Raw genomic sequence first — 23,504 nt, forward strand, 5'->3', positions numbered from 1 at the left:
GACTTGCACGTCATGACCAAGGCCTTCGTCGTCGGCCATCCGATCAAGCATTCCCGCTCGCCGCTCATTCACGGCCATTGGCTGAAGGAGCACGGCATCGCGGGCTCTTACGAGCGAATCGATGTCGAGCCTGTGAACTTCGGTCACTTCCTGCGGAAGTTTCACGAGCAGGGTTTTGCCGGCGGCAATGTCACGATCCCGCACAAGGAAGCGGCTTTCGCCGGCGTCGCGCGCAGGACGGAACGCGCCGAGCGTCTGAAGGCCGTCAACACGCTCTGGATCGAGAACGGCGTGCTGTGGGGCGACAACACGGATGTGCTCGGCTTCATGGCCAATCTCGATCAGAGTCTGGGGATCGGCTGGGAGCAAGCTGTGGACACAGCGCTCGTTCTCGGCGCGGGCGGTGCGGCGCGCGGCATCGTTGCGGGTCTGCAGGACCGGCCGTTGAAGCGCATCGTCGTCGCCAATCGCACCGTGTCGAAAGCTGAGGAACTCGTTCGCGATTTCGAACGCTACAGCGCCGTGAAACTCGCGGCCCTTGCGTGGGACGAACTCAACGGCGCGCTTGCAGGGTCGCAGCTCATCGTCAACACCACCTCGCTCGGCATGGCGGGGCAGCCGCCGCTGCTCATCGATCTCGACAAAGCGCCCGACAACGCAATCGTCTCGGACATCGTCTATGTCCCGTTGAAAACGCCGCTGCTCGCGGCTGCCGCGGCGCAGGGTCTGCGAACCGTCGATGGTCTGGGAATGCTGCTGCACCAGGCCGTGCCCGGATTCGAGCGCTGGTTCGGCGTGAGGCCCGAAGTGACACCTGACCTACGCGCGCTGATCGTCGCCGACATCGAGGGCGCGGCATGACCTTCGTCCTCGGGCTCACCGGCTCCATCGGCATGGGAAAATCGGCCACCGCCAATCTTTTCCGAAAACTCGGTGTTCCAGTGCATGATGCGGATGCCGCCGTCCACGCGCTCTATCGCGGGCGCGCCACGCCACTGATCGAAAAAGCGTTTCCCGGAACCGTCGTCGAGGGTGTGGTGGATCGCCGCAAGCTCGGGCAAGCCGTGCTCAACAGCGCCGAAAAACTGAAACTGCTCGAGAGCATCGTGCATCCGTTGGTGCGCGAAGAGGAAGAAAATTTCCTCACACATGTTTCGGCAACCGCATCGCTCGCCGTGCTCGATATCCCCCTTCTTCTCGAAACCGGCGGCGACAAGCGCTGCGATGCGGTTCTGGTCGTCTCTGCTCCCGCGGACGTGCAGCGTGCACGCGTGATGGCGCGGCACGGCATGACGGAAGAGACATTTCAAGCAATCCTCAGTAAACAGATGCCGGATGCGCAAAAGCGTGCCCACGCACATTTTATTGTCGATACGAGCCGCACCTTTGCTTCCGCCGAGGCGCAGGTGCGGTCTATCCTTGCTTGCCTTGCGGGACGGCCTGGCCGCCGTGAATTCTTGAAGAAGAGTGTTTGACGATGCTGCGAGAGATCGTTCTCGATACCGAAACCACCGGCACCGATCACGCCAAGGGTGATCGCATCATCGAAATCGGCTGCGTCGAGCTTCTCAACCATATCCCAACAGGCAAGAGCTATCACGTCTATATCAATCCGGAACGCCCGGTATCCGCCGGCGCGCTCGCGGTGCACGGATTGAGCGACGAATTTCTCGCCGACAAGCCGGTCTTTGCGGCTGTCGTGGACGAGTTTCATGAATTCATCCGCGATGCGCGGCTCGTCATTCACAACGCGGCCTTCGACATTGGCTTCATCAACGCGGAATTCGCGCGCACGGGCCATCCTGCCATCAACCTGTCGGATGTGGTCGACACGCTCATCATGGCGCGCCGCAAGCATCCGGGGGCGGCGAACAATCTCGATGCGCTCTGCTCGCGCTATGGCATCGACAATTCCAAGCGCACCAAGCACGGCGCGTTGCTCGATGCCGAGATCCTGGCTGAGGTCTATATCGAGCTGATCGGCGGACGGCAGGTCGGATTCGACCTCTCCGCGAAGCCGGTGAAGGGCAACGGCCCTGTCCTGCGCACGGATTCCGCCACGCCGCGCGAGGCGAAACCGCGGCCGATGATCTCGCGTCTGACGGATGCGGAACGTGCTGCGCACGCTGCCTTCGTCGATCAACTCGGCCCGAACTCCCTGTGGCGCGGATATATCGGCGAAGCTTCACCGGAAGCATCCTCCTGAAATACATCGGCTTACAAGCCGTGCACTCTGGAACCTCCTTCGAGACGTAGTCTGACCGGCTGCTCCTCAGGATGTGGGCAGAGACTGATCCGTCCGAAAAAGAAAAGCGGAGCAGTTGCCTGCTCCGCCTGAAATAAAAGCTTAAGAAAGCCGACCGTGTTACGACAGGGTCTGGCCGCCCTGCTGCGCCTGCATCTCGGCCGCGCGCTGGCGGTAGAGAGCGACGAAATCGATCGGGTCGATATAGAGGGGCGGGAAGCCGCCGTTGCGCACCGCATCGGCCACGATCTGGCGGGCGAAGGGGAAGAGCAGGCGCGGGCACTCGATCATCACCACCGGATGCAGCTGCTCCTGGGGGATGTTCTGCACGCGGAACACGCCGGAATAGGTGAGCTCGAAGGCGAACAACACGTCATTGCCAGCTTTGGCATTGCCTTCGAGGGTGAGATCCACCTCGAAATCGGCCTCCGCCAGCTGCTTGGCGTTCACGTTGACCTGCAGGTTGATCTGCGGGCCTTCCGACTGCTGCTGCAGGGAACGGGGGGCATTGGGATTCTCGAACGAGAAATCCTTGCAGTATTGCGCAAGGGCGTTCAGCGCGGGCATGCCGCCGGGCGCTCCGTTGTTTGCCGGGTTGTCGGCCATGGGTTTCATGCTCCGAAGAGAGGTAAATCGGTCGACCCGGACGTGGCGCTTCGTACCTGAAGGCACCTGATCGGCAACGGGCCATGGATCTCCGCGCTATCATGTTTCCGGCTCAAGAGGCAAGATTTGCGAGCCTCCTTCGCTTGTCGCGGGGAAAGGTGGATGTTACGACCGGAACACCCCATATGCAAAGGATCACACCTTCTCCCTTTGGGGCAACGTCCGGCGCCAAGCCGGGTTTGGGCAGGCTGACAACGGATCGACGATGCAGGATTCCTTCGACATCACGACCCTCATTTTCATCGTTCTCGCTATCTTCGTGATCTGGCGCCTTCGCTCGGTGCTGGGGCAGAAGACCGGCAGCGAACAGCCGCCCTTCGATCCGCTCTCGCGCCGCGATGCGCCCTTGCGTCCTGGCAATTCGAATCCTGAGCCCGATCACAATGTGGTGCGTCTTCCCGGTGCCAACGGCACCCGTCCTGCGGCCGAGCTTCAGACCGCCGAACGCTGGAAGGGTTTTGCAGAGCCCGGCACACCCATGGCCGGGGCTCTCGACAGCATCGCCCGCGCCGAATCGAGTTTCGACGCTGCCGGCTTCCTGGAAGGGGCCAAGGCGGCTTATGAGATGATCGTCACGGCCTTTGCGGTGGGCGACCGTAAGATCCTGAAGGACCTTCTCTCCCGCGAAGTCTACGAGGGCTTCGAGCGCGCCATCACGGAGCGTGAACAGCGCGGCGAGCGGGTCGAGACCACCTTCGTCTCCATCGACAAAGCCGAGATGGCTGGTGCCGAGGTGCACAACAAGACCGCGCAGATCGTGGTGCGCTTCGTCTCGCAGCTGATCACCGTGACCCGCGATGCAGCGGGCGTGGTGGTCGACGGCAGTCCGGATCAGGTGGCCGAGGTCACCGATGTGTGGACCTTCGCCCGCACACTCGGCAGCCGCGATCCCAACTGGCAGCTCGTCGCGACCGAAGCGGGGCAATGAGGCATGCCGGGCGAGCCCTCCTCGCATGTCTCTTCGCCTGGATTGTGACCATGCCGGAGACGGAGGCAGCATCACGTCTGGCGGCTCAGGCGCGCCTTGAGGCTTTGTCCTTCAAGGATCTCGATGCTTGGGCGAATGACGACCACGCCGCCGCCTTCAAGGCCTTCCTGCGTTCCTGCCGGGCTCTTGATGCGAGCGCTGCCGAATTGCGGCCGGCCCAGGCGCCCGAGCGTCATCTCGTCGCCGTATGCCGCGAAGCCTTGAAGAACGAAAATCTCTCCCGCCCGGAGGCGCGCCGGTTCTTCGAGACGCATTTCCAGCCCTTCGCTGTCATCCCCCATTCCGGCAACGGCTTTCTGACCGGCTATTACGAACCCGAGTTTCAAGGTTCGCGCACGCCCGATTCCCGCTTCAAGGTGCCATTGCTCGTACGACCCGACGATCTCGTCACCATCGCGCCGGGCGAGACTCTGCCCGGCATCGACAAGGGGCTGCAGGCTGCCCGGCGCACCGCAAAGGGCTACGAGCCCTATCCCGATCGCGCCGCCATCGAGGATGGCGCGCTCGGATCGCTCGCGAAACCCGTCGTGTATCTTCGCGAGCCTGCCGAGGCCTTCATCATCCATGTGCAGGGTTCGTCCCGCATCCGCCTTACCGACGGCTGGGTGATGCGCGTCGCCTATGCGGGCCGCAACGGACGCCCCTACACCTCCATCGGACGTGTGCTGGTGCAGCGGGGCGAGATGGACCTCGAAACCATGACTCTGGAAAAGCTCATGGGCTGGTTGATGAGCAACCCCGGTCCGGCCAAGGAGCTGATGCGGCAGAACCAATCCTACATCTTCTTCCGCGAGGCCGATGAGCTTGCGCCAGAGGACGGACCCATCGGCGGCGCGGGCTTTCCGCTGGTTCCGGGCCGGAGTCTCGCCGTCGACCGCTCCCTCTGGGCCTATGGCCTGCCCTTCTGGCTCGAGGGCGAGTTACCCTTCACTCTCGAGAGATCCGAGCCTCTGCGTCGCCTCATGATCGCTCAGGATACGGGCTCGGCCATCGTTGGTCCCGCGCGAGGCGATTTCTTCTTCGGCAGCGGCGAGGAAGCAGGCACGCGCGCCGGTCTGTTGCGTCATACCACGCGCTTTGTGGTGCTCAGGCCCAAAGCTCAGCCATGACCAAGCGTCGCCGGACACGGCAGCTCAGTCCCGAGGAGCGGCGGCTCTGGTCGCACGTGGCCCGCAACGTGCGACCCATGAAGGGCAAGGTGCTGCCGCCGGAGCCGGAGCACGAGCCTGAGACCGGGACCGCGACGGCCCCTGCTCCACAGGTTCTTGCCACCGCTCCGGCACCCCTGCCCCCACCCCCCAAAAAGCCTTCGCTTCCGCCGCTCGCTCCCGTGGAGCGCAAGACTCTCCAGGCCCTGCGCCGGGGCCGGAAGGACGTGGACAGCGTCATCGACCTTCACGGCATGCGCCAGGAAGAGGCACATTTCGCGCTGATCGGCTTCCTGCACCGGGCGCAGAATACCGGGCACAGTCTCGTCCTCGTCATCACCGGCAAGGGCGGTTCGGCTGTCAACAACGGTCTCTTCGACGAGCGCGGCGTCTTGCGCCGCATGGTGCCGCATTGGCTGCGCCTGCCCGATCTTAGATCTCTTGTGATCGGCTTCGAGGAGGCCTCTCCCCAACATGGCGGTTCCGGTGCACTCTATGTCAGGCTCCGCCGGGGGCGGGGCGCGGGATAACCACCTATGACTCCCTTTGGCGAACGGGTGCGGCAGCTGCGCCGCGAACGCGGATTGATGTTGAAGGACATGGCCGCCCATCTGGGCGTGTCGAGTGCCTACCTTTCGGCCCTTGAGCGCGGCGAGCGCGGCAAGCCCACTTGGGCGCTCATCCAGGGCGTGCTGCAATATTTCCACATCATCTGGGACGAGGCCGACGAGTTGACGCGGCTCGCCGATCTCTCCGACCCACGCGTGAAGATCGACACCGCCGGCGCCGATCCGAAAGCGACGCTTCTCGCCAATCGCCTCGCCCGCGAGATCCGAAATCTGTCCGAGGGCGAGCTCGAGGATATGCTCGCCATTCTGGACCACGCTCTGGGCCGCGAGCGCCGCGCTCCGCTGCCGATCCAGGCCGTTCGGGATGCTGTCTGAAAAAAGCTTAGCGCATCGTGCGGACCCGAGGGGCCACGTCAGTGAAAAGTGGATCCGGTTTTCCGCAAGAACGATGCGCTGACTGAGGAAGAGAGCATCGGATCGATCCCAAAAGTGCAAATCCACTTTTCTCGTCCGATGCTCTGGTCTTGACCGCTCGGGCCGAGGATGCCAAAGCGCGCTTCATCCCTTCCAACATCGTGGTTTTTCATGTCCCAGACCCGCATCGACGTGCTCACGCTCGGCAACGCCATCGTTGACGTGCTCGCCCATACCGACGAGGCTTTCCTGCTCCAGAAGAAGGTGCACAAGGGCTCCATGCAGCTCATCGACGAGGCACGTGCCGAGGAGCTCTACCGGGACATGGGCCCTGCGGTGATCGTGTCGGGCGGCTCGGGCGCCAATACGGCAGCAGGCGTGGCAGCCCTGGGCGTGAAGGCGGGCTTCATCGGCAAGGTGAAGAACGACGAGACCGGCAAGCTCTTTGCGCATGATCTGAAGGCCATCGACGTGCATTACGATGTGGCTTTTGCCGAGGACGGTCCCGCCACTGCGCGCAGCTTCATTCTGGTGACGCCGGATGGTGAGCGCACCATGAATACCTATCTCGGCGCCTGCCAGAACCTCACGCCCGACGACGTGAAGCCTGAGACGGTGCGCGCCGCGAGCATCGTCTACCTCGAAGGTTATCTCTGGGATCCGCCGGCCGCGAAGGAAGCGTTCCGCAAGGCCGTGAAGATCGCTCACGAAGCGGGTAACAGGGTCGCGCTCACCCTGTCCGACGCCTTCTGCGTCGACCGCTATCGCGACGAGTTCCTCGGCCTCATGCGTGACGGCAGCCTCGATATTCTCTTCGCCAATATCCACGAGTTGCAGAGCCTTTACGTCACATCCTCGGCGGAGAGCGCGCTGGCCGCTCTTCGCGAGGAGAACCTGCTCGGCGTGATCACCCGTTCGGCGGAAGGCGCGCTGGTGGTGAGCCGTGACGAGACGCTCAGCATTCCGGCTTTCCCCGTGGAGCGCGTGGTCGATACCACCGGCGCGGGCGACCTCTTCGCCTCGGGCTTTCTCGCCGGTCTCGTGCAGAACCTGGAGCTTGCCGATTGCGCCCGCCTCGGCGGCCTGGCGGCTGCAGAAATCATCAGCCATCTCGGCGCTCGCCCGCAGGTGAATCTGCGCGAACTCGCGCAGCAGGAAGGATTGCTCGCCTGAACGTCAGGTTCAGCTTGTCTTCAATTCGACGATCCTGGCGGCGACCAGCTTCTGGAGCCGCCAGAGATTGCGGTCATGAATGCCGTTCTCTGCCAGATGCATGACCGTGTTGTGGAGATATTCGGCGCCTGATCCCCAGTGTCCGCAAGCCTTCGCCAGCACGTCGGCCACATCCTCGGGTGCAAGCCGTCCCACATAAGCGGGCGCCTGCCGGTTCATGACGAAGGCGATGGCTGTCACCGGCCCCTCCTCGGTCGCGACCCGGATCCAGCGCGGCATGCTGTTGGCCGGCTTTACGGTGAACTCGCGGCGGAACAGCTTGCCTAATTGCTCCTGAAGGGAGTGCCCGGGAAGCCGATAGAGCATTCCCCGGCACTGCCCGCCCCGATCCATCGCCATCATGAGTCCCGGCTGCTCCCGCGTGGCGCGCCAGCGCGTGATCCGAAAGCAGAAGGAGCGGTGCCATCCATGCGCCGTGCCCCGGCGGGCGTCAACATGCTCGACCGCCGGTTTCCAGATCAGCGATCCATAGGCGAAGAGCCAGGCATCCTGCCCCGGCGGATGCAATGCGAGCATCCTGGCCACGATGGCATCGTAGTCTTCGGACGTGTGATAGACGAGCCCCGGTTCCGGTCCGGTATCCTCAAGACTGCGATGAACGAGCGCGACCAGGTCGGGCGTGAGCGCCATCTGCCGGGCTCCCATGGGATCACCTCTTGCTCAGATTGCCACCGGCAAAGAGTAGCTGAAGCCGCGAACCTCGTCCAAACGCGTCACCGGCAAGCCGTCAATCACCACCCGTCCGCCCGAACCACAGCCCGAACAGGGCCGCTAGCGCGACAAGCATCAGAAAGCCGTTGAACATCACGAGCAGGTAGGGCGGAAGGCGCTGCACGTCCGGCTGTGGGGGCTGCGCGCCGGTGAACACCTGACGCCATACGGCGGCTGCGAAGCAGAAGGCGCTAAAGAACACCAGCACGGAGCCGGTGGAAAGGATCAACCATTCCGGCACCACGCCTTCCAGGAGCTTCTTCGCCCCGATGCCCGAGGCGAGCGACGCCAGACCCGTTCGCACCCAGGCGGCATAGGTGCGCTCGGCGGCAAAGACGGTGCGGTTGGCCGCCAGTTCCGTGCGCCGATCGGCGCTGTCTTTCATCTGTACGCTGGCAACGGCCGTCGTTTTGGCCGCGACTTGCGTCTGCTCGGCGGCTTCCTGTGTGTTTTCAGCCGCTTCCTGGGTCTGCGCCGCAGCTTCCTTCGCGTGCTCGGCGCTGCGCTTGAGCTTTTCCTCGACCGGTGGCGTGGCCATGCGTTGTTCCTCTTAACAGGGGCACAACGCTCAAGATTGCGAAAAAGGTCAGTTCTTACAGACGCCGCAAAGCCACGGTTTCGATCCGGTGGCTCGCTCCCTTTGTCAGAATCAGGCTCGCACGCTGTCGGGTGGGCACGATGTTTTCGCGCAGGTTCAACAGGTTGATCCGGTTCCACAGGCCGTCGGCGATGGCGATGGCTTCCTCTTCCGGGATCTCGGCATAGCGGCGGAAATAGGAGAGCGGATCGCGGAAGGCCGTGTGGCGAAGCCGCAGGAACCGGCTCACGTACCAGCGGTGCAGATCCTCCTCCTCCGCGTCGATATAGACGGAGAAATCGAAGAAGTCGGACACGAAGGGGATGGCCGTGCCGTCTTTCGGTAGACGCGCGGGCTGGAGAACGTTGAGGCCCTCGACGATGAGAATGTCGGGCCGGTCGACTGTCGTTTCCTCGCCGGGCACCACATCATAGACCAAGTGCGAGTAAAGCGGCGCCTTCACGTTGCGCTTGCCCGCCTTGATGTCGGCCAGGAAGTGCAGGAGCTTGCCGGTGTCGTAGCTCTCCGGAAAGCCCTTGCGCTCCATCAGGCCAAGCCGCGTCAGCTCGGCATTGGGCAGAAGGAAGCCGTCCGTGGTGACGAGATCCACTTTCGGCGTGTTGGGCCAGCGGGCGAGAAGAGCCTTGAGCACGCGGGCCGTGGTGGATTTGCCGACCGCCACCGAGCCCGCAACGCCGATGATATAGGGCACCTTCGCCTCCTGCTCGGCGAGCAGGAACCGCTGGGTCGCCTTGAACAGCCCTTGGGTCGCCGCGACGTAGAGCGAGAGCAATCGCGAGAGCGGCAGGTAGATTGCCGCCACCTCATCGAGCGAAATGGGATCGTTGAGGGATTGCAGCCGCATCACCTCGTCGGCAGTGAGCGTCATGGGCGCATCGGCGCGAAGTTTTGCCCATTCATCCCGCGAAAAGGTGCGGTAGGGCGAGAGGTCGTCATCCGCCTCGTTGGAAACGACGTTGGGCTGGTCCATGCGAGCCCCCTTGTTCGAGGTCACGGCTTTAAGGTCACGACTTGAAGGTCACGACTTGCGCGCGGCCTTCTCGGCGAGCCCCGATTGCGCGGTGCGGCGCTCCAATTCGGCCATGACGTCACTTAGAGGAATATTGGCGCCCTGCAACACGACCAAAAGATGATACAGCACGTCCGCCGCCTCGGCGGTCAGGTTCTGCCGGTCGCCCTGAACGGCGGCCAAAGCCGCCTCCACGGCCTCCTCGCCCAGCTTCTTGGCAGCCTTCGCAGGCCCCTCGCTCAGGAGCTTGGCCGTATAGGACTCGGTCGCGGGTGCCGCGGCGCGCTGGGCTACGATGCGGGCGAGGTCGTCGAGGGTGAAGGAGGTCATCGCTTGGTCCCCGATCAGGCAGCGTTCTTCGCCGGCTCGTCCAGCCGCATCTTCAGGCCCGCATTCGCCATATGGTTCTTCGCCTCGCCGATCGTGTGCGTGCCGAAATGGAAGATGGAAGCCGCGAGCACGGCGCTCGCATGACCGTCCTTCACGCCATCGACAAGGTGGTCGAGATTGCCGACGCCGCCGGAGGCGATGACGGGTACCGAGACCGCATCGGCGATGGCGCGGACCAGCGCGAGATCGTAGCCACCCTTCGTGCCGTCGCGGTCCATGGAGGTGACGAGGAGTTCACCGGCGCCGAGTTCCGCCACCTGCTTGGCAAAAGCGATGGCATCGATGCCGGTGGATGTGCGCCCGCCATGCGTAAAAATTTCCCAGCGCGGGGGCTCACCCTCGCCCGAGACCTTCTTCGCATCAATGGCGACGACGATGCATTGTGCACCGAACTTCTCCGCGGCCTCGCGCACGAAATCCGGGTTCTTCACCGCTGCGGTGTTGATCGACACCTTGTCGGCGCCGGCCAACAGGAGCTTGCGGATGTCCTCCACATTGCGCACGCCGCCGCCCACCGTGAGCGGCATGAAGCAGGCTTCGGCCGTGCGCTGCACTACATCGAGCAGGATACCGCGAGCCTCGTGGCTTGCCGTGATGTCGAGGAAGCAGAGTTCGTCGGCGCCGGCCGCATCATAGGCTTTTGCGGCTTCCACCGGATCGCCCGCATCGACGAGATCGACGAACTGCACGCCTTTCACGACGCGCCCGTCTTTCACATCCAGGCAGGGAATGAGACGCACTTTCAGCATCAGGCATTTTCCTTGCGTACGGCGCGCAGCAGCGCCAGCGCTTCAACCGGATCGATGCGCCCGTCATAGAGTGCGCGGCCCGAAATGGCGCCGTTGAGCACGGCGCAATCGGGTTGGGTCAAACGCTCGATATCGGCCATGGAAGCAAGACCGCCCGACGCGATGACCGGGATCGAAACGGCGCGAGCCAAGCCCAGCGTCATCGGGAAGTTGAGGCCTTTCAAGATGCCGTCGCGGGCGATGTCCGTGTAGATGATCGCGGCGACGCCCGCATCCTCGAAGCGGCGTCCGAGTTCTTCGGCCGAGAGGGTCGAAGTCTGCGCCCAGCCTTCCACGGCCACAAGGCCGTCCTTCGCGTCGATGCCGACCGCGATCTTGCCCGGATGGAGGCGCGCCGCTTCCCGCACGAAGGCTGGGTCGCGCACGGCAGCCGTGCCGATGATCACGCGGGAGACACCCTTCGCGAGCCAGCCTTCGACGGTCTTCATGTCGCGAATGCCGCCGCCGAGTTGCACGGGGATCGTCACGCGCTTGAGGATGTCCTCGACGGCGGATGCATTCATCGGCTTGCCGGCAAACGCCCCGTCGAGGTCGACCACGTGCAGCCACTCGAAACCCTGAGCTTCGAAGGTCGCGGCCTGGTCAGCGGGATCGTCGTTGAAGATCGTCGCCTGGTCCATGTCGCCCTGGATCAGGCGAACGCAGCGGCCTTCCTTCAAATCGATTGCGGGATAAAGGATCACGGGCGCCACCTCAGGAAATTGGCGATGAGCTTGAGGCCGAGCGCCTGGCTCTTTTCGGGATGAAATTGCGTGCCGACGATGTTGTCGCGTCCGACGATGGCCGTCACGGGTCCGCCGTAATCGGTGGTGGCGACCACGTCGTTCGGATCGCCCGGCGTCAGCGCATAGGAATGCACGAAATAGGCGTGCAGACCGTCAGGCCCAGTGGGGATGCCGTCCATCAGCGGATGGGGCTTTGCCAGGGTCAGCGTGTTCCAGCCCATATGCGGGATCTTGAGTGAGGGATCCTTCGGCTCGATCGCCTTCACGTCGCCACGGATCCAGTCAAGGCCATAGCTCGTGGTGTGCTCGAGACCGCGTGTCGCCATGAGCTGCATGCCCACGCAGATGCCAAGGAAGGGACGTCCCTCCTCGCGCACAACGCGCTGAAGCACCTCCACCATGCCGGGCACGGAATCGAGGCCGCGGCGGCAATCAGCGAAGGCGCCGACGCCCGGCAGCACGATCCGGTCGGCTTGTCCGACGAGGGTCGGGTCGGAAGAGACGGTAATGGTCTGGTCGAGGCCTGCCTCGCGGGCCGCGCGCTCAAAGGCCTTGGCGGCGGAGTGCAGGTTGCCGGACCCGTAATCGATGATGACGACGCTCACCGGGGACGCTCCGCATCGGGGAAGAGGCCGATGACCGGGTCAGGCCTCCTGGGGGTGGATGGAACCGGCGCGGAGGCCGGATTGCGGGTGGGAACGGGGCCAGGACGCTGCGCCAGCCAGCGGGCATAAGCCTTGGCCTCGGCTTCATCCTTGTCGGCGGCAGTGACCACATCGGCCAGCCTGAGTCCACGGCGGGCCAGCGTCCAGCGCCTGAGGCTGTTTGCCTCAAGGCCGATCAGCGCCTGCAGAAGCAGCATCGCCAGGGTGCCTGCAGCGTCATGGACGTTCAGCACCTGCATCAGCGCGCCGAAGGCGAAGACGAGCACGAGCACGCCTAAGCCAGCGAGCCAAAGGCGGTGGAAGAAGAACCACAGGAAGGTGAAGAAGAAAGCGCCCCAGGAGAACGCATCCTTCACGAGTTCCGCCTCTTCCAAAGCAGCCGGATCACCTGGCCGCACATCGCGCGGAAGGTGCAGGGTATAGGTGGTCATGGCGTCGTTTCCTCAAACCTCGTCCAGCAAGGCGGGACTAATCCGGCCGGACAAGGGTCTCTTGATTAAACTTAGAGCGTGCCCTTGGTGGAGGGAACGCGCCCCTCTTCCCTTGGGTCCACGGTGACGGCCTGACGCAAGGCACGTGCCAAACCCTTGAAGCAGCTCTCGGCGATGTGGTGGCTGTTCTCCCCGTAGAGCGTCTCCACGTGGAGGGTCAGCCCCGCCTGCACGGCGAAGGCCTGGAAGAACTCGCGCACCAGCTCGGTGTCGAATACGCCGATCTTCTCCGTGGGGAAGGAGGTGCGGAAGACCAGGAAGGGGCGGCCGGAAATATCGAGCGCGATCCGCGTCAGCGTCTCGTCCATCGGCAGATGGATGTCCGCATAGCGGGTGATGCCCTTTTTATCGCCAAGCGCCTTCAGGATGGCCTGGCCCAACGCGATGCCCGTGTCCTCCGTCGTATGATGCTGGTCCACATGCAGGTCGCCCGTCACCTTCACGGTCAGGTCGAAGAGACCGTGGCGGGCAAAGAGTTCCAGCATATGGTCGAGGAAGCCGACCCCCGTGGAGATCTCGGCCTTGCCGGTGCCATCGAGGGCAATCGACACGGCAACATCGGTCTCGGCGGTGCGACGGCTGACGCTCGCGGAGCGCATCATGAGTGTCCTTTGCGGAGAGTGAGACGCACGCCTTCTACCAAGACCGCGCGAGAAACGCTACCCGCGTTGCTTTTGCCCGTTGAGTGATTAAGTCAGGGTTCGAACGGTTTTTAACCCCCTCCCCGTCCGCTGGAGTTCGCCTCGTGTCCGAAGACGCCACCCCCCGCAGCATGCATGCCACCACGATCCTCATGGTCCGCAAAGGCAATCGCGTCGTCATCGGCGGCGACGGCCAGGTCAGCTTGGGTCAGACCATCGTGAAGGGCAATGCGCGAAAGGTGCGCCGCCTGTCCAAGGGCGGAGTCATCGGCGGCTTTGCAGGCTCGACGGCCGATGCCTTCACCCTCTTCGAGCGGCTGGAGGCCAAGCTCGAGCAATATCCCGGCCAGCTCACCCGCGCCTGCGTGGAGCTGACGAAGGACTGGCGGACGGACCGTTATCTGCGCCGCCTGGAAGCGATGATGCTCGTTGCCGACAGGGAGGTGGGCCTTCTGCTCTCGGGTGCCGGCGACGTGCTGGAACCGGAAAACGGCATCGCCGCCATCGGATCAGGCGGCAATTACGCGCTCGCCGCCGCGCGGGCACTCGCCGACGGCGACCTGGACGCGGAGACGATCGTCCGCCGTTCCCTCGCGATCGCGGCCGAGATCTGCGTCTACACGAATTCAAACATCGTCATCGAGACATTGAATGAAACCTGATTGCCCGTCATGGCCGTCCTCGGACTTGATCCGAGGCTCGTCCCGGCTATCCACGTCTTGGAAACTCCACGTCGAAGGAGACGTGGATCCCCGGAACAAGTCCGGGGATGACGACAACACCCTGGGCCAAAGCATATCATGACCACATTCTCTCCCCGCGAAATCGTTTCCGAACTCGACCGTTACATCGTCGGCCAGAATGACGCGAAGCGCGCTGTCGCGATCGCTTTGCGCAACCGCTGGCGGCGTCAGCAGCTCGAAGGCTCGCTGCGTGAAGAGGTGGCGCCGAAGAACATTCTGATGATCGGTCCCACCGGCTGCGGCAAGACGGAGATCTCCCGCCGCCTCGCCAAGCTCGCAGGCGCGCCCTTCATCAAGGTCGAGGCGACGAAGTTCACGGAAGTGGGCTATGTGGGCCGGGACGTGGAGCAGATCGTGCGTGATCTGGTCGAGATCGGCATCGGCCTCGTGAAGGACGAGCGTCGCCGTCAGGTGCAGGCCAAGGCGCATGTAGCAGCGGAAGAGCGCGTGCTCGACGCGCTCGTCGGCGCCACCGCCAGTGTCGCGACGCGCGATGCGTTCCGCCGGAAGTTGCGCAACAACGAGCTCGACGACAAGGAAATCGAGATCGAGCTGCAGCAGTCGGGCGGGGGCGGCATGCCCTTCTTCGAGATTCCCGGTATGCCGGGCGCATCGGTGGGCGCAATCAATCTCTCCGACATGTTCGGCAAGGCTTTCGGCGGCCAGCGCAAGACGCGCCGCACCACCGTGCAGGAAGCCTATGAGCCGCTGGTCACGGAAGAGGCCGACAAGATGCTCGACCAGGATGCCATCGTCCAGGAAGCCCTGCGTCAGGTGGAGAACAACGGCATCGTCTTCCTCGACGAGATCGACAAGATCTGCGCCCGCGAAGGCCGGTCCGGTGCCGACGTGTCACGCGAAGGCGTGCAGCGCGATCTGCTGCCGCTGATCGAAGGCACCACCGTTTCCACCAAGTATGGACCGGTGAAGACGGACCACATTCTCTTCATCGCGTCGGGCGCGTTCCACGTCTCGAAGCCCTCGGATCTGCTGCCCGAATTGCAGGGTCGTCTGCCGATCCGCGTGGAGCTTTCGCCGCTCACCGTGGAGGATTTCAAACGAATCCTCACCGAGACGGAAGCGAGCCTCATCAAGCAATCCGTGGCGCTGATGAAGACGGAAGGCGTGGGTCTGGTGTTCACGGAAGATGCCATCGATGCGCTCGCGCAGGTCGCGGTCGAAGTGAACAACACCGTCGAAAACATCGGCGCGCGTCGCCTGCAGACGGTGCTGGAGCGCGTGCTGGACGACGTGTCCTTCACCGCGCCGGATCGTTCGGGCGAAACGGTGACGATCACGGCGGAGTACGTGCGCGGTGAGGTGGAGTCTCTCGCCAAGAACACGGATCTGAGCCGGTTCATTCTCTAACACTCGCCGTGGTCATGGCCGTCCCCGGACTTGATCCGGGGATCTGTCCCGGCCATCGCGATCAGAAATGCGTCTCACCTCATTCGAGCGAGATCACCGGCACAAGGCCGGTGATGACGGAGAGGTGAGCAGGGCGTGAGGGAACCGCAAGCTCCCTCCCCGGCTTGAAAGCCCATGAATTCGGAGCTGCAGGATCTGAAAGCGAAGTCGCTCGCCATTCACGAGCGCCTTTGTGCGGTTTATGGCTGTCCAATCCCCTACTTCCACTCTTTCGATCCGCTGAGCGAGCTGATCTCCTCGCTTCTCTCCCATCGCACTCGCAATGCGGATTCCGGTCGCGCCTTCAAGGCGCTGCGGGCGCGCTATGCGGATTGGAACGCATTGATGAATGCGCCAACGGAGGAGGTGGAAGAAGCGGTCCAAGGCGTGACCTGGCCCGAGCAGAAGGCACCGCGGCTGCAGGCGGTGCTGCGCGCCATCGAGGAGCGGCATGGCATCCTCTCCCTCGACTTCTTGCAAGACATGCCGATAGAGGAAGCGCGTACCTGGCTCGAGGGCATTCCTGGCGTCGGACCGAAGACGAGCGCTGCCGTCCTGTCTTTCTCCACCTTGCGGAAGGCCGCGCTGCCGGTCGACAGTCACCATCACCGGGTCGCGGTCCGCACCGGGTTGATTGCCCGCAACGTGGCGGTCGGACCTTCGCATGCGGTTCTCTTCGCCCTGCTCCCGTCCGATTGGGACGCGCAAACCGTCTACGACAATCATGAAGTGATGATGTTGCATGGGCAGCGCTGCTGCTTCTTCAACAATCCCGCCTGCGGACGCTGCGCCATTCTCGATCTCTGTCCCACCGGACAGGCCCGGATGCCGGAGGGCCGTACAGCTTCTCCCATCTCGCGAGAGGGAGGGATGCCCCGATAGGAAAGGTCTCACGTTTTCGCGAGGGCCGTTAGCCAAAAATGCCGCGCTTCGGAACGACATCCTGTGTGATGCGTTCGCCTCACAACCCAGACGGAACCTCTTGGAGGAGTTACCTCATGCGTAAGATGCTCATGGCTTTCGCCGCTACTGCCGCGCTCGGCACCTTCGGTCTCACAGCACCTGCATCGGCTGCCGAGACGCAGACCGCTCCCGTGAACGAGCTCGTCGCCGCGATTCAGAAAGGCGATGTGAATTCCGACTACGTGCAGTATCGTCGTCGCTACGTGGAACGCCGGTACTATCCGAGCAACCGCTATGTGGAACGCCGCTACTACGACCGTCCTTATTATGGCCGGCGCTATGGCTACTACCGTCGTGACCGCGGCGATGCGCTGGCCGCCGGCGCTCTGGGCCTCGCCACGGGTGCCATCATCGGCGGCGCAATCGCTCAGTCGCAGGCTCAGGCCGCTCCGGCCTACGGCAGCAACGTTCAGGCCTATTGCGCGCAGCGCTACCGCTCCTACGATCCGGCCTCAGGCACCTATCTGGGCTATGACGGCTTGCGTCATCCCTGCCCCTGATCTTCGATAAAGTCCAATGTGCAAGGGAGCCTTCCTGGAGGGCTCCCTTCCTTTTGACCTCTTACCCAATCAGGGCCCGTGGGATCAGATGATGGTGAAGCCCGAGTACGTAAGGGCCTTGTTGGTGAACCGGGCAAGCAGCACCTACGCTCTCACCAAACGTTCACTCTGTTCGCCACATGTCAAGGATCTGCTCAGACAACGACGAAGTCGTTATAGGCGATGGCCTTGTTCGCGCCGACATTGGCGAACACCACCTGACCACCCGCGGCATTGCCGTTGGAATCGTACCACAGGTTACCGGTCGCCTTGTCGTAGCCGATATAGTCGTTGGCATCGAGCGCCTTGCTGCTGATCTTGAAGAAGCTCGAGCTGAGCGTGCCGGTCTTCGTCAGCTTCGTGAAGTACCTGTTCTCCAGCTGGATCGTGTCATAGGTCGCACTCCAGTCCATGATCCGATCCTTGTTGGAACTGCTGTTCAGGGCCGTGTTGAACACGAAGATGTCGCGTCCGGTGCCCGTGCCGCCATAGAGCACGTCATTGCCGGCTCCGCCATAGATCTTGTTGCTTGCGGCATTACCTTTGATCACATTGGCCAGTGTGTTGCCGGTGAGGTTGATCGCGGCGGAGCCATAGGCATAGAGCTGCTCCACGGAAGCGGCCAGCGTGAGGCTGATGCTGGTGTAGACCCTGTCAGCCGTGCCGCCCGAGGAGGTCTCGATCACCCGGTCGCCCGTGTTGTCGACATAGCAGATGTCGTTGCCCGCTCCTCCCGTCATCCGGTCGGCGCCGCTGCTACCGTTCAGCGTGTCGTTGCCGCTACCGCCGCTGAGCGTATTGGCGGCCGTATTCCCCGCAATGCGATCGTTGCCGCTGCCCCCAACAGCATTCTCGATCAAAGAACGGACATCACCTAGGAATAAGCGTGCATTGGCGACGTTGCCGGGCGCCAACCGGACATTCGGACCGGCGTCGAGATCGGTCACCTGCGCTAGGCTGAAGGTGGAAAAAGCGCCTGGTTGCAGATTGATGATGAGATTGGTGCTATAGGCAGACAAGTCATAAGTGTCGATGCCGTTGCCGTCCCAGACGGTCATGAAGATTTTAGCGCTTTCGGGAATTCCCCAGCTTACGCCGTCGACCGTGAACTCGCCGCTCGTCGGGTTCCACCGATAGGTCGTATTGCCTGCATTGGTGTTGAAATTGGCCCCGTACATATACTGCAGGGCGGCAATATCATTCTGCATGTACGTGGTTGGATTCCCGTTATCCGTTGGTCCCTGTACACCATTATCGACAGATGCACCGACATAACTCCGGTACGTCATGAGGGAATAACTCCACGTATCCTCATTCGTGGGAAGCGCACCGGGAGTTGTCTGATTAACCCCGTTCGGGTCATGTCCATGCTTCAAGCCCAGCGTATGACCAAGCTCATGCATGATCGTCGCCAAACCCCAATTACCGATCTTGGGGGTCGTATAATTCGGCCCACCATTGGGATTCATCCAGATGTCGCCATCCATAGGCAAGCCCATAGGGAAATAACCGTGGGCCGTCGGCGAAGCTGAGGTCATGGAGAACCGAATGCTTCCATGATTGTCCGCTGTTTCCTCAATTTCGTTGAACTGTAAGTTGGTATAGCTGCTGATATAAAACAGAGCATAACGGAGAGCCGATTGCTGCGTTTCGTTTACCGGCTGGAAATTGTTATCAGGTTCTCCTATGCCGTAATCCGCCCCATACAAAGAAGCGAACTGAGGAAAGCTGAAATCTAGAGTCGTTAGATCCCATTTGACGGTGCTCAAGAGGCCATCAATGGACTGATTTCCACTCAGTTGGACGGTTGACATCAGGCTCTCCTGCAGATCTATAAGATAATAACATTACATAAATCTTAGCTGAAAAAAAGCCTGTGTCCTGCCCCTGAATTTGCCGTCCCTAATTATTTCGCCGCAACAACCGCGATCTCGACCTTGAAGGGCGGAGCTGCCAGTTTCGCCTCGACGGTGGCGCGGGCGGGCGTATTGCCAGGAGAGACCCAGGCATCCCACACGGCGTTCATCTCCTGGAACGTGTTCATGTCGGTCAGCCAGATATTGGCCATCAGGATCTTCGATTTGTCGGTTCCGGCCTCCGCCAGCAGGCTTTCGATGATCGCGAGAATTTCCGTCGTCTGCTCGGTGACGCTCTTGCCCGCGGCCTGGTCGGCGACCTGGCCTGCGAGATAGACCGTGCTGCCGTGAACGACGGCGCCGCTCATGCGGGGACCGGGCTTGATGCGTTGAATCGTCATGATATGCCCCTTCTCAAAACATATGCCCGCTTGTCCGATGTGTGAGCATCGTGGTCAAGAGGCCTCTCGGGAACATTGCTGTTGGAGGAGGCGACACCAGACACGCCGATTATCATCTTCAGGTTGCAAAAATCGAACTCGACCTTTACCGATAGGATATATAGTGGCGAGGTCGAGAATGGCGAAGAAGAGTCCCGATGCCGGCGACAGACATGTCGGCATGCGCATTCGGATGCGGCGCACGCTTTTGGGCATGAGCCAGGAACGTCTGGGAGAGCTTCTTGGGGTTACTTTCTAACAAGTTCAGAAATACGAGAAGGGGACCAATCGCATAGGCACCGGCCGGCTCATCAATGTCGCAGAGGCTTTGAACGTCCCAATAACGTATTTCTTTGAAGGATATACGAATGTCGCCTCCGGCGACAATGTCGGAGGCGATCTTTCGCAGATAATGACGACGCGCGAGGGTCTTGCCTTGGCGCGAGCCTTTGCCCGGATCACAGATCCAACCATCCGCCAGAGCTTCGTCAGTATGGCTGAGGCCATTGCCCGTATGACGCCTTCATCGGCAGCGATTGAATCCTTACCGTAAAGGCAGGCGATGAGAGCTCTGCACTGAGCTTCCCAGACTCTCATGATCGAGTGGCACGACCTTTCTGGCTTTTGGACCTCGTATTCTTTGACACTCGGCTCCGAACTGTATGCTCTTCGCCCCAACCAATCGCATCGGGTAATTTTCGTGCGGCGTCCAAAGCTTGGGCGAGGCCTTTCACGGACTTGATTTCCTCCGGTGAAAAGCTCCGGATGATGTCGATAGCTTGAGCCCAAAACTGGAGAATGATGATCTCCTTCTCAGGGCTGATTTTGATGGATTGGCGCGTCATCGTTCACCCTGCGAGACGCATTGGCCTGGTCTGTTGCGGTTGAATCAGGACACGGCGGCTGTCACCTCGCATCTCCTGAAGGCGCAGCAAAGTGCGCCGATCAAAAGACGCTGTCACGGCGACGACATCCTGACCGCCCACTGATTGCGGCAGCCCGAGCGGAATGGTTCGAAAATGAAGCTGCACAAGCCGCAAGAGCCATAGTGGATTCATTTCGATAATGATGGTGTTGATCCCGCTCTCCAGGCCCCACTCCACAATACCCGAAAGCAGTGCATTGGCGACCGGACTGAGCGCTCTGCCTCGTTCGCGATGTGCTGGGTCAACGCAGTAACGCGTCCATTCCCAAATATGCGCACCAACAGGACGCTCGTCCTCGCATAATTGCGGTAAGATATCGGAAAGCAGGTGCGGCCGAGTCGAAGGCAACATACGCTGATAGCCCAGCACCTTTCCATCGGCGACGCAGAGCATATGGACGGCATGTTCATTGTCGAACTGATCAATCTCGCGCCCGTCCGGCTTGGCCAAATCAGTCCATTTCATTTCATCGACAAAAATGCGGTGGCGCAGCCGATAGGCCTGTTCCATTTCATCCTGATAGAGATGGATATTCTGTGGTGTTACGATGTGGATCACTATCGCCCCCTTCGTTTGCGATGGGGGCATTGTGCCGATACGCCGAAACCACAAAAAGTACGCTTTTCCGTACCCTTTAGACGATGAGGCTCTGGCGCAGCGCCTCAGCGACTGCGTGAGTTCGACTGGTCACTCCGAGTTTCGAGCGCGCCGAGCGCATGTGCTTGTCGACACCGTGCTCGGAAATGCCCATCTTGGCACTGATATCGCCATCGGACAGACCCTCCGCTGCCCATTGTAGGGCTTGTCGCTCGCGTGGTGACAGGCTGGTCACCGCTCGCCTTGGGGATTGGCGCAACGGCAGAGCACGGCCCAGAGCGTAGGTCGCGACAAGGGAAAGCATAGGTTTCTCTTCCGGCGCGATCTCCAGGCGTTCGCCGGCGAGCGAAAATCCGGCGATCTCTCCCTCGAGGGTCACGAGCGGGATCGTATACCCCTCCTTGAGCCTGAACTCGCCGGCTTCCGCCATAATGCGTCGCGCGGCCGAATCGGACCGGTATTTCGGCTCCAGTTCGCTCCACAGGAACGATGTCGTCGCGAGCTGAACCTGTTCGATCGTGGGATCGCGAAAGAGATAACCATGCGAGAAGTAGCGGCGGGCCCATTCTTCGGGCCAAGCATTCATGACGACATGAGAGAGCTGCGTTCGCCGGTCGGCTCCTGGGGCTGGGATCAACCCGGCAAGGATGCGCTCGACACCAAAGCGGCGCGTGATGTTCAACAGGAGCTCGCAAACCTCTTCAGGGTTTCGCGCCTGGTCGAGCTTTTGGATGAAAGCGATCGTCTCGCTGAGGGATCTGCCCGCCATATCCGCTCTCGGTTTTCAGGCACTTTGCGGCATGGCCCCGGCGGACGTCAATATTAATAATATACCGGCAAAATCACTAATTGTGAAAGGAAAGGGCGGTAAAGCGCCTTTAGCGCATCGTGCGGAAAAGTGGACTCGGTTTTCCGTACCCAACGATGCTCTAGATCAAGATCAGTAGAGCGTCGTCTTCTGCCGCTCGGGCAGCGCCTTGTCGTAGGATTCGCCGTCGAAGCGGTTCTGGCTCACAGCCGCAAGAATCTGGCCAGCGCTTGGCAGGCGCTCACCCGCCACATGCTTTTGCGAATTCCACAGCTGCGAGCGCAGGATCGCGCGGGCGCATTGGAAATAGACCGTCTCGATCGTGATCGCGATCACGGATTTCGGCGCCTTGCCGTCGACGGCGAAGCTCTGGAGAAGCGCAGATTCGACGGAAATCACCGCAAGCCCGTTCACGCGCAGCGTCTCGCCGATGCCCGGGATCAGGAAGAGCAGTCCGACCTGCGGGTTCCGCACGATGTTGCGAAGCGAATCGAGGCGATTGTTGCCTCGTCGGTCCGGCATCAGCAGAGTCTTTTCATCCTGCACGCGCACGAAACCGGGGCCGTCGCCACGCGGAGAGCAATCGAGCCCTTCGGGCCCATGTGTCGCCAACGCCACGAAGGGTGCAGCCTCGATGAAGGCGCGGTATTCGGGGATCATGCGGTCGACCTCTTTCAGGAGCGAGGCTTCGGAAGGCTCGCCATAGAGCACCTCGAGTTCGGCGATGCTGGAGATCATGGCCGGCATGCGGAGCCTCTCCCTATACTGGATGCGGTCAAGGCATAGCCTTCCCTCGCATTGGCCGCAACGGAGGGATGCATGGTGAAACCTTGTGCCTTGGGAAGGGGTGTGGAAGAGGTGGCTTCCTCAAGGAACCCGTCATGAGCTCTGCCATCGACACCGCCGCCAATGATGCCAAGCGCCCGCCCTACATGGGATATGCCATGGCGGCTGCGGGCGCGACGCTGTTCGCCACCAAGGGCATTCTGATCAAGCTCGCCTATGCGAGGGGAATCGATGCGGAGACGACGCTGGCCCTGCGCATGATCTTGGCCCTGCCGTTCTATCTCGTCATCGGCGCTCATGCGGTCATGAGCCAGAGGGCGAAAGGGCAACAGCTGCCGGAGAATGGTCTGCTCATGCGGGCTTTCGGCGTCGGTCTCATCGGCTACTGGATTTCGAGCTATCTCGATTTCAAAGGCCTTGAATACATCTCGGCCCATTTCGAGCGGCTGATCCTCTTCACCTATCCGCTCTTCGTGGTTTTGTTCGGCGCAGCGTTCTTCCGTCAGCCGATCAAGCCGAAGGCGTTGCTCGCCTTCGCCGTGAGCTATGGGGGCTTGGCCCTTCTCTTCACACAGAACTTTTCCACCTTCGGTGCGAGCACGATGACAGGTGCTCTCTACGTGCTCGCCGCCGCCGTTACCTTCGCGTTCTACCAGCTTCTCGCGAAGCCTCTCATCATGAAGGTCGGCCCACAGCTCTTCACCTGCATTGCCATGGGTGCGGCGGGCATCGCCGTCATCCTGCAGTTTCTGGCAACGCATCCTTTCGAGGCGATCCTGGTCTCGCCCTCTCTCTGGGGCTTGGGGCTCGCGCTCGCTTTCGGCGCAACGGTGCTGCCGTCGTTTTTCCTGAGCGCGGCGCTGAAACAGATTTCCGCTCAGGCCAACGCCACCATCGGCATGCTCAGCCCCGTGGTCACCATCGTGCTCGCCATGGCGGTGCTGGGGGACGCGGTGAGCGGCACGGATTGGCTCGGAGCCGTCCTCGTCATCCTCGGAATCGGCTGGTTCACCCTGTCGGAGCGGAAGGGCTGATTCTTACAAAGGACAGGCGCGCTCGCGGTCCAGCGATAGTGATTTGACAATCCTTGAGGTGCGGCGTCTGCATGTCAGCAGTTCCGGACCTGCGCTCCCTTGA

28 protein-coding genes and 1 pseudogene are annotated in these 23,504 nt (G+C 61.9%); 14 read left to right on the forward strand and 15 right to left on the reverse strand.

Annotated features, from left to right (window positions below):
- The first annotated feature begins 12 nt into the window (after window positions 1-12).
- Genes AA309_RS04965 through dnaQ form a run of 3 tightly spaced genes read left to right on the forward strand, consistent with a single transcriptional unit; the run spans window position 13 to window position 2,206 of the window.
- Window positions 13-861, forward strand: a complete 849-nt coding sequence (locus AA309_RS04965) for a shikimate dehydrogenase (RefSeq protein ID WP_047187895.1) — start codon at window positions 13-15, stop codon at window positions 859-861.
- Complete coding sequence (gene coaE, locus AA309_RS04970; RefSeq protein WP_047187896.1) at window positions 858-1,475, forward strand: dephospho-CoA kinase; 618 nt, start codon at window positions 858-860, stop codon at window positions 1,473-1,475. Before AA309_RS04965 ends, coaE begins: the two co-directional genes overlap by 4 nt.
- 2 nt (window positions 1,476-1,477) lie before the next feature.
- Window positions 1,478-2,206 carry a DNA polymerase III subunit epsilon gene (dnaQ, locus tag AA309_RS04975; protein WP_047187897.1) on the forward strand — a complete coding sequence of 243 codons (729 nt, stop codon included), beginning with the start codon at window positions 1,478-1,480 and terminating at the stop codon, window positions 2,204-2,206.
- A 159-nt stretch (window positions 2,207-2,365) separates the two neighbouring features.
- Here the strand turns inward: dnaQ and secB are convergent, their stop codons facing one another.
- Window positions 2,366-2,851 (reverse strand): protein-export chaperone SecB, encoded by a 486-nt coding sequence (gene secB, locus AA309_RS04980; RefSeq protein ID WP_047187898.1) that lies wholly within the window; start codon window positions 2,849-2,851, stop codon window positions 2,366-2,368.
- Window positions 2,852-3,116: 265 nt separating this feature from the next.
- On the opposite strand from secB, the gene AA309_RS04985 reads away from it, so the two are divergent.
- The 5 genes from AA309_RS04985 to AA309_RS05005 all read left to right on the forward strand — a co-directional run bounded on the left by AA309_RS04985 (window position 3,117) and on the right by AA309_RS05005 (window position 7,203).
- Entirely contained in the window at window positions 3,117-3,839 is a 723-nt protein-coding gene (locus AA309_RS04985) for a Tim44/TimA family putative adaptor protein (RefSeq protein ID WP_047187899.1), read from the forward strand.
- Window positions 3,840-3,889: 50 nt separating this feature from the next.
- Window positions 3,890-5,008 carry a murein transglycosylase A gene (gene mltA / locus AA309_RS04990; RefSeq protein WP_047188174.1) on the forward strand — a complete coding sequence of 373 codons (1,119 nt, stop codon included), beginning with the start codon at window positions 3,890-3,892 and terminating at the stop codon, window positions 5,006-5,008.
- Window positions 5,005-5,577 carry a Smr/MutS family protein gene (locus AA309_RS04995; RefSeq protein ID WP_047187900.1) on the forward strand — a complete coding sequence of 191 codons (573 nt, stop codon included), beginning with the start codon at window positions 5,005-5,007 and terminating at the stop codon, window positions 5,575-5,577. Before mltA ends, AA309_RS04995 begins: the two co-directional genes overlap by 4 nt.
- A 6-nt stretch (window positions 5,578-5,583) precedes the next feature.
- The gene (locus tag AA309_RS05000; RefSeq protein WP_047187901.1) at window positions 5,584-5,991 is read left to right on the forward strand and encodes a helix-turn-helix domain-containing protein; all 408 of its coding nucleotides are present in this window, start codon (window positions 5,584-5,586) and stop codon (window positions 5,989-5,991) included.
- Window positions 5,992-6,201: 210 nt separating this feature from the next.
- Window positions 6,202-7,203 (forward strand): adenosine kinase, encoded by a 1,002-nt coding sequence (locus tag AA309_RS05005; protein ID WP_047187902.1) that lies wholly within the window; start codon window positions 6,202-6,204, stop codon window positions 7,201-7,203.
- A 9-nt stretch (window positions 7,204-7,212) separates the two neighbouring features.
- Here the strand turns inward: AA309_RS05005 and AA309_RS05010 are convergent, their stop codons facing one another.
- The 9 genes from AA309_RS05010 to hisB form a co-directional block, all read right to left on the reverse strand.
- Window positions 7,213-7,908, reverse strand: a complete 696-nt coding sequence (locus AA309_RS05010) for a gamma-glutamylcyclotransferase (protein ID WP_047187903.1) — start codon at window positions 7,906-7,908, stop codon at window positions 7,213-7,215.
- 82 nt (window positions 7,909-7,990) lie between these two features.
- Window positions 7,991-8,512 carry a YidH family protein gene (locus AA309_RS05015; RefSeq protein ID WP_047187904.1) on the reverse strand — a complete coding sequence of 174 codons (522 nt, stop codon included), beginning with the start codon at window positions 8,510-8,512 and terminating at the stop codon, window positions 7,991-7,993.
- Window positions 8,513-8,567: 55 nt separating this feature from the next.
- On the reverse strand, window positions 8,568-9,542 hold the full coding sequence (gene coaA / locus AA309_RS05020) for a type I pantothenate kinase (RefSeq protein WP_047187905.1): 975 nt from the start codon (window positions 9,540-9,542) through the stop codon (window positions 8,568-8,570).
- Between the two features lie 48 nt (window positions 9,543-9,590).
- Entirely contained in the window at window positions 9,591-9,911 is a 321-nt protein-coding gene (locus AA309_RS05025; RefSeq protein ID WP_047187906.1) for a phosphoribosyl-ATP diphosphatase, read from the reverse strand.
- A 14-nt stretch (window positions 9,912-9,925) separates the two neighbouring features.
- Complete coding sequence (gene hisF / locus AA309_RS05030; protein ID WP_047187907.1) at window positions 9,926-10,720, reverse strand: imidazole glycerol phosphate synthase subunit HisF; 795 nt, start codon at window positions 10,718-10,720, stop codon at window positions 9,926-9,928.
- On the reverse strand, window positions 10,720-11,472 hold the full coding sequence (gene hisA, locus AA309_RS05035; RefSeq protein ID WP_116528327.1) for a 1-(5-phosphoribosyl)-5-[(5-phosphoribosylamino)methylideneamino]imidazole-4-carboxamide isomerase: 753 nt from the start codon (window positions 11,470-11,472) through the stop codon (window positions 10,720-10,722). Before hisA ends, hisF begins: the two co-directional genes overlap by 1 nt.
- Entirely contained in the window at window positions 11,460-12,110 is a 651-nt protein-coding gene (gene hisH, locus AA309_RS05040; RefSeq protein ID WP_047187909.1) for an imidazole glycerol phosphate synthase subunit HisH, read from the reverse strand. The genes hisA and hisH overlap by 13 nt, the downstream gene beginning before the upstream one ends.
- Window positions 12,107-12,601, reverse strand: coding sequence for a DUF2628 domain-containing protein (locus tag AA309_RS05045; protein ID WP_047187910.1), 495 nt, complete (start codon window positions 12,599-12,601; stop codon window positions 12,107-12,109). Before AA309_RS05045 ends, hisH begins: the two co-directional genes overlap by 4 nt.
- Window positions 12,602-12,672: 71 nt before the next feature.
- Entirely contained in the window at window positions 12,673-13,260 is a 588-nt protein-coding gene (gene hisB, locus AA309_RS05050) for an imidazoleglycerol-phosphate dehydratase HisB (protein ID WP_047188175.1), read from the reverse strand.
- A gap of 173 nt (window positions 13,261-13,433) precedes the next feature.
- Between hisB and hslV the strand changes: the two genes are divergently transcribed.
- From hslV to AA309_RS32860, 4 genes are all read left to right on the forward strand, one after another.
- The gene (hslV, locus tag AA309_RS05055) at window positions 13,434-13,964 is read left to right on the forward strand and encodes an ATP-dependent protease subunit HslV (RefSeq protein WP_047188176.1); all 531 of its coding nucleotides are present in this window, start codon (window positions 13,434-13,436) and stop codon (window positions 13,962-13,964) included.
- A 138-nt stretch (window positions 13,965-14,102) separates the two neighbouring features.
- The gene (gene hslU, locus AA309_RS05060; protein WP_047187911.1) at window positions 14,103-15,413 is read left to right on the forward strand and encodes an ATP-dependent protease ATPase subunit HslU; all 1,311 of its coding nucleotides are present in this window, start codon (window positions 14,103-14,105) and stop codon (window positions 15,411-15,413) included.
- Window positions 15,414-15,587: 174 nt separating this feature from the next.
- On the forward strand, window positions 15,588-16,334 hold the full coding sequence (locus AA309_RS05065; RefSeq protein ID WP_047187912.1) for an endonuclease III domain-containing protein: 747 nt from the start codon (window positions 15,588-15,590) through the stop codon (window positions 16,332-16,334).
- A 116-nt stretch (window positions 16,335-16,450) separates the two neighbouring features.
- Window positions 16,451-16,915, forward strand: coding sequence for a BA14K family protein (locus tag AA309_RS32860; RefSeq protein ID WP_047187913.1), 465 nt, complete (start codon window positions 16,451-16,453; stop codon window positions 16,913-16,915).
- A 194-nt stretch (window positions 16,916-17,109) separates the two neighbouring features.
- On the opposite strand, the gene AA309_RS05075 is transcribed toward AA309_RS32860, so the two are convergent.
- Window positions 17,110-18,768, reverse strand: coding sequence for a M10 family metallopeptidase (locus AA309_RS05075; protein ID WP_052954484.1), 1,659 nt, complete (start codon window positions 18,766-18,768; stop codon window positions 17,110-17,112).
- A gap of 92 nt (window positions 18,769-18,860) precedes the next feature.
- The gene (locus AA309_RS05080) at window positions 18,861-19,211 is read right to left on the reverse strand and encodes a RidA family protein (RefSeq protein WP_047187914.1); all 351 of its coding nucleotides are present in this window, start codon (window positions 19,209-19,211) and stop codon (window positions 18,861-18,863) included.
- A 178-nt stretch (window positions 19,212-19,389) separates the two neighbouring features.
- Between AA309_RS05080 and AA309_RS05085 the strand changes: the two are divergent.
- A pseudogene (locus AA309_RS05085) lies at window positions 19,390-19,803 on the forward strand (helix-turn-helix domain-containing protein).
- Window positions 19,804-20,098: 295 nt separating this feature from the next.
- Here AA309_RS05085 and AA309_RS05095 read toward each other — a convergent pair.
- The 3 genes from AA309_RS05095 to AA309_RS05105 all read right to left on the reverse strand — a co-directional run bounded on the left by AA309_RS05095 (window position 20,099) and on the right by AA309_RS05105 (window position 22,328).
- Window positions 20,099-20,734: an acyl-homoserine-lactone synthase gene (locus tag AA309_RS05095; RefSeq protein WP_047187916.1), complete on the reverse strand. Its 636-nt coding sequence runs from the start codon at window positions 20,732-20,734 to the stop codon at window positions 20,099-20,101.
- Window positions 20,735-20,810: 76 nt separating this feature from the next.
- The gene (locus tag AA309_RS05100) at window positions 20,811-21,542 is read right to left on the reverse strand and encodes a helix-turn-helix transcriptional regulator (RefSeq protein WP_047187917.1); all 732 of its coding nucleotides are present in this window, start codon (window positions 21,540-21,542) and stop codon (window positions 20,811-20,813) included.
- A gap of 171 nt (window positions 21,543-21,713) precedes the next feature.
- Window positions 21,714-22,328: a pyridoxamine 5'-phosphate oxidase family protein gene (locus AA309_RS05105; RefSeq protein ID WP_047187918.1), complete on the reverse strand. Its 615-nt coding sequence runs from the start codon at window positions 22,326-22,328 to the stop codon at window positions 21,714-21,716.
- Between the two features lie 134 nt (window positions 22,329-22,462).
- Between AA309_RS05105 and AA309_RS05110 the strand changes: the two genes are divergently transcribed.
- The gene (locus AA309_RS05110) at window positions 22,463-23,401 is read left to right on the forward strand and encodes a DMT family transporter (RefSeq protein WP_047187919.1); all 939 of its coding nucleotides are present in this window, start codon (window positions 22,463-22,465) and stop codon (window positions 23,399-23,401) included.
- Window positions 23,402-23,504 lie beyond the last annotated feature (103 nt).

Origin of the sequence: Microvirga vignae (assembly GCF_001017175.1) — a bacterium.
Classification (GTDB): Bacteria; Pseudomonadota; Alphaproteobacteria; order Rhizobiales; family Beijerinckiaceae; genus Microvirga; species Microvirga vignae.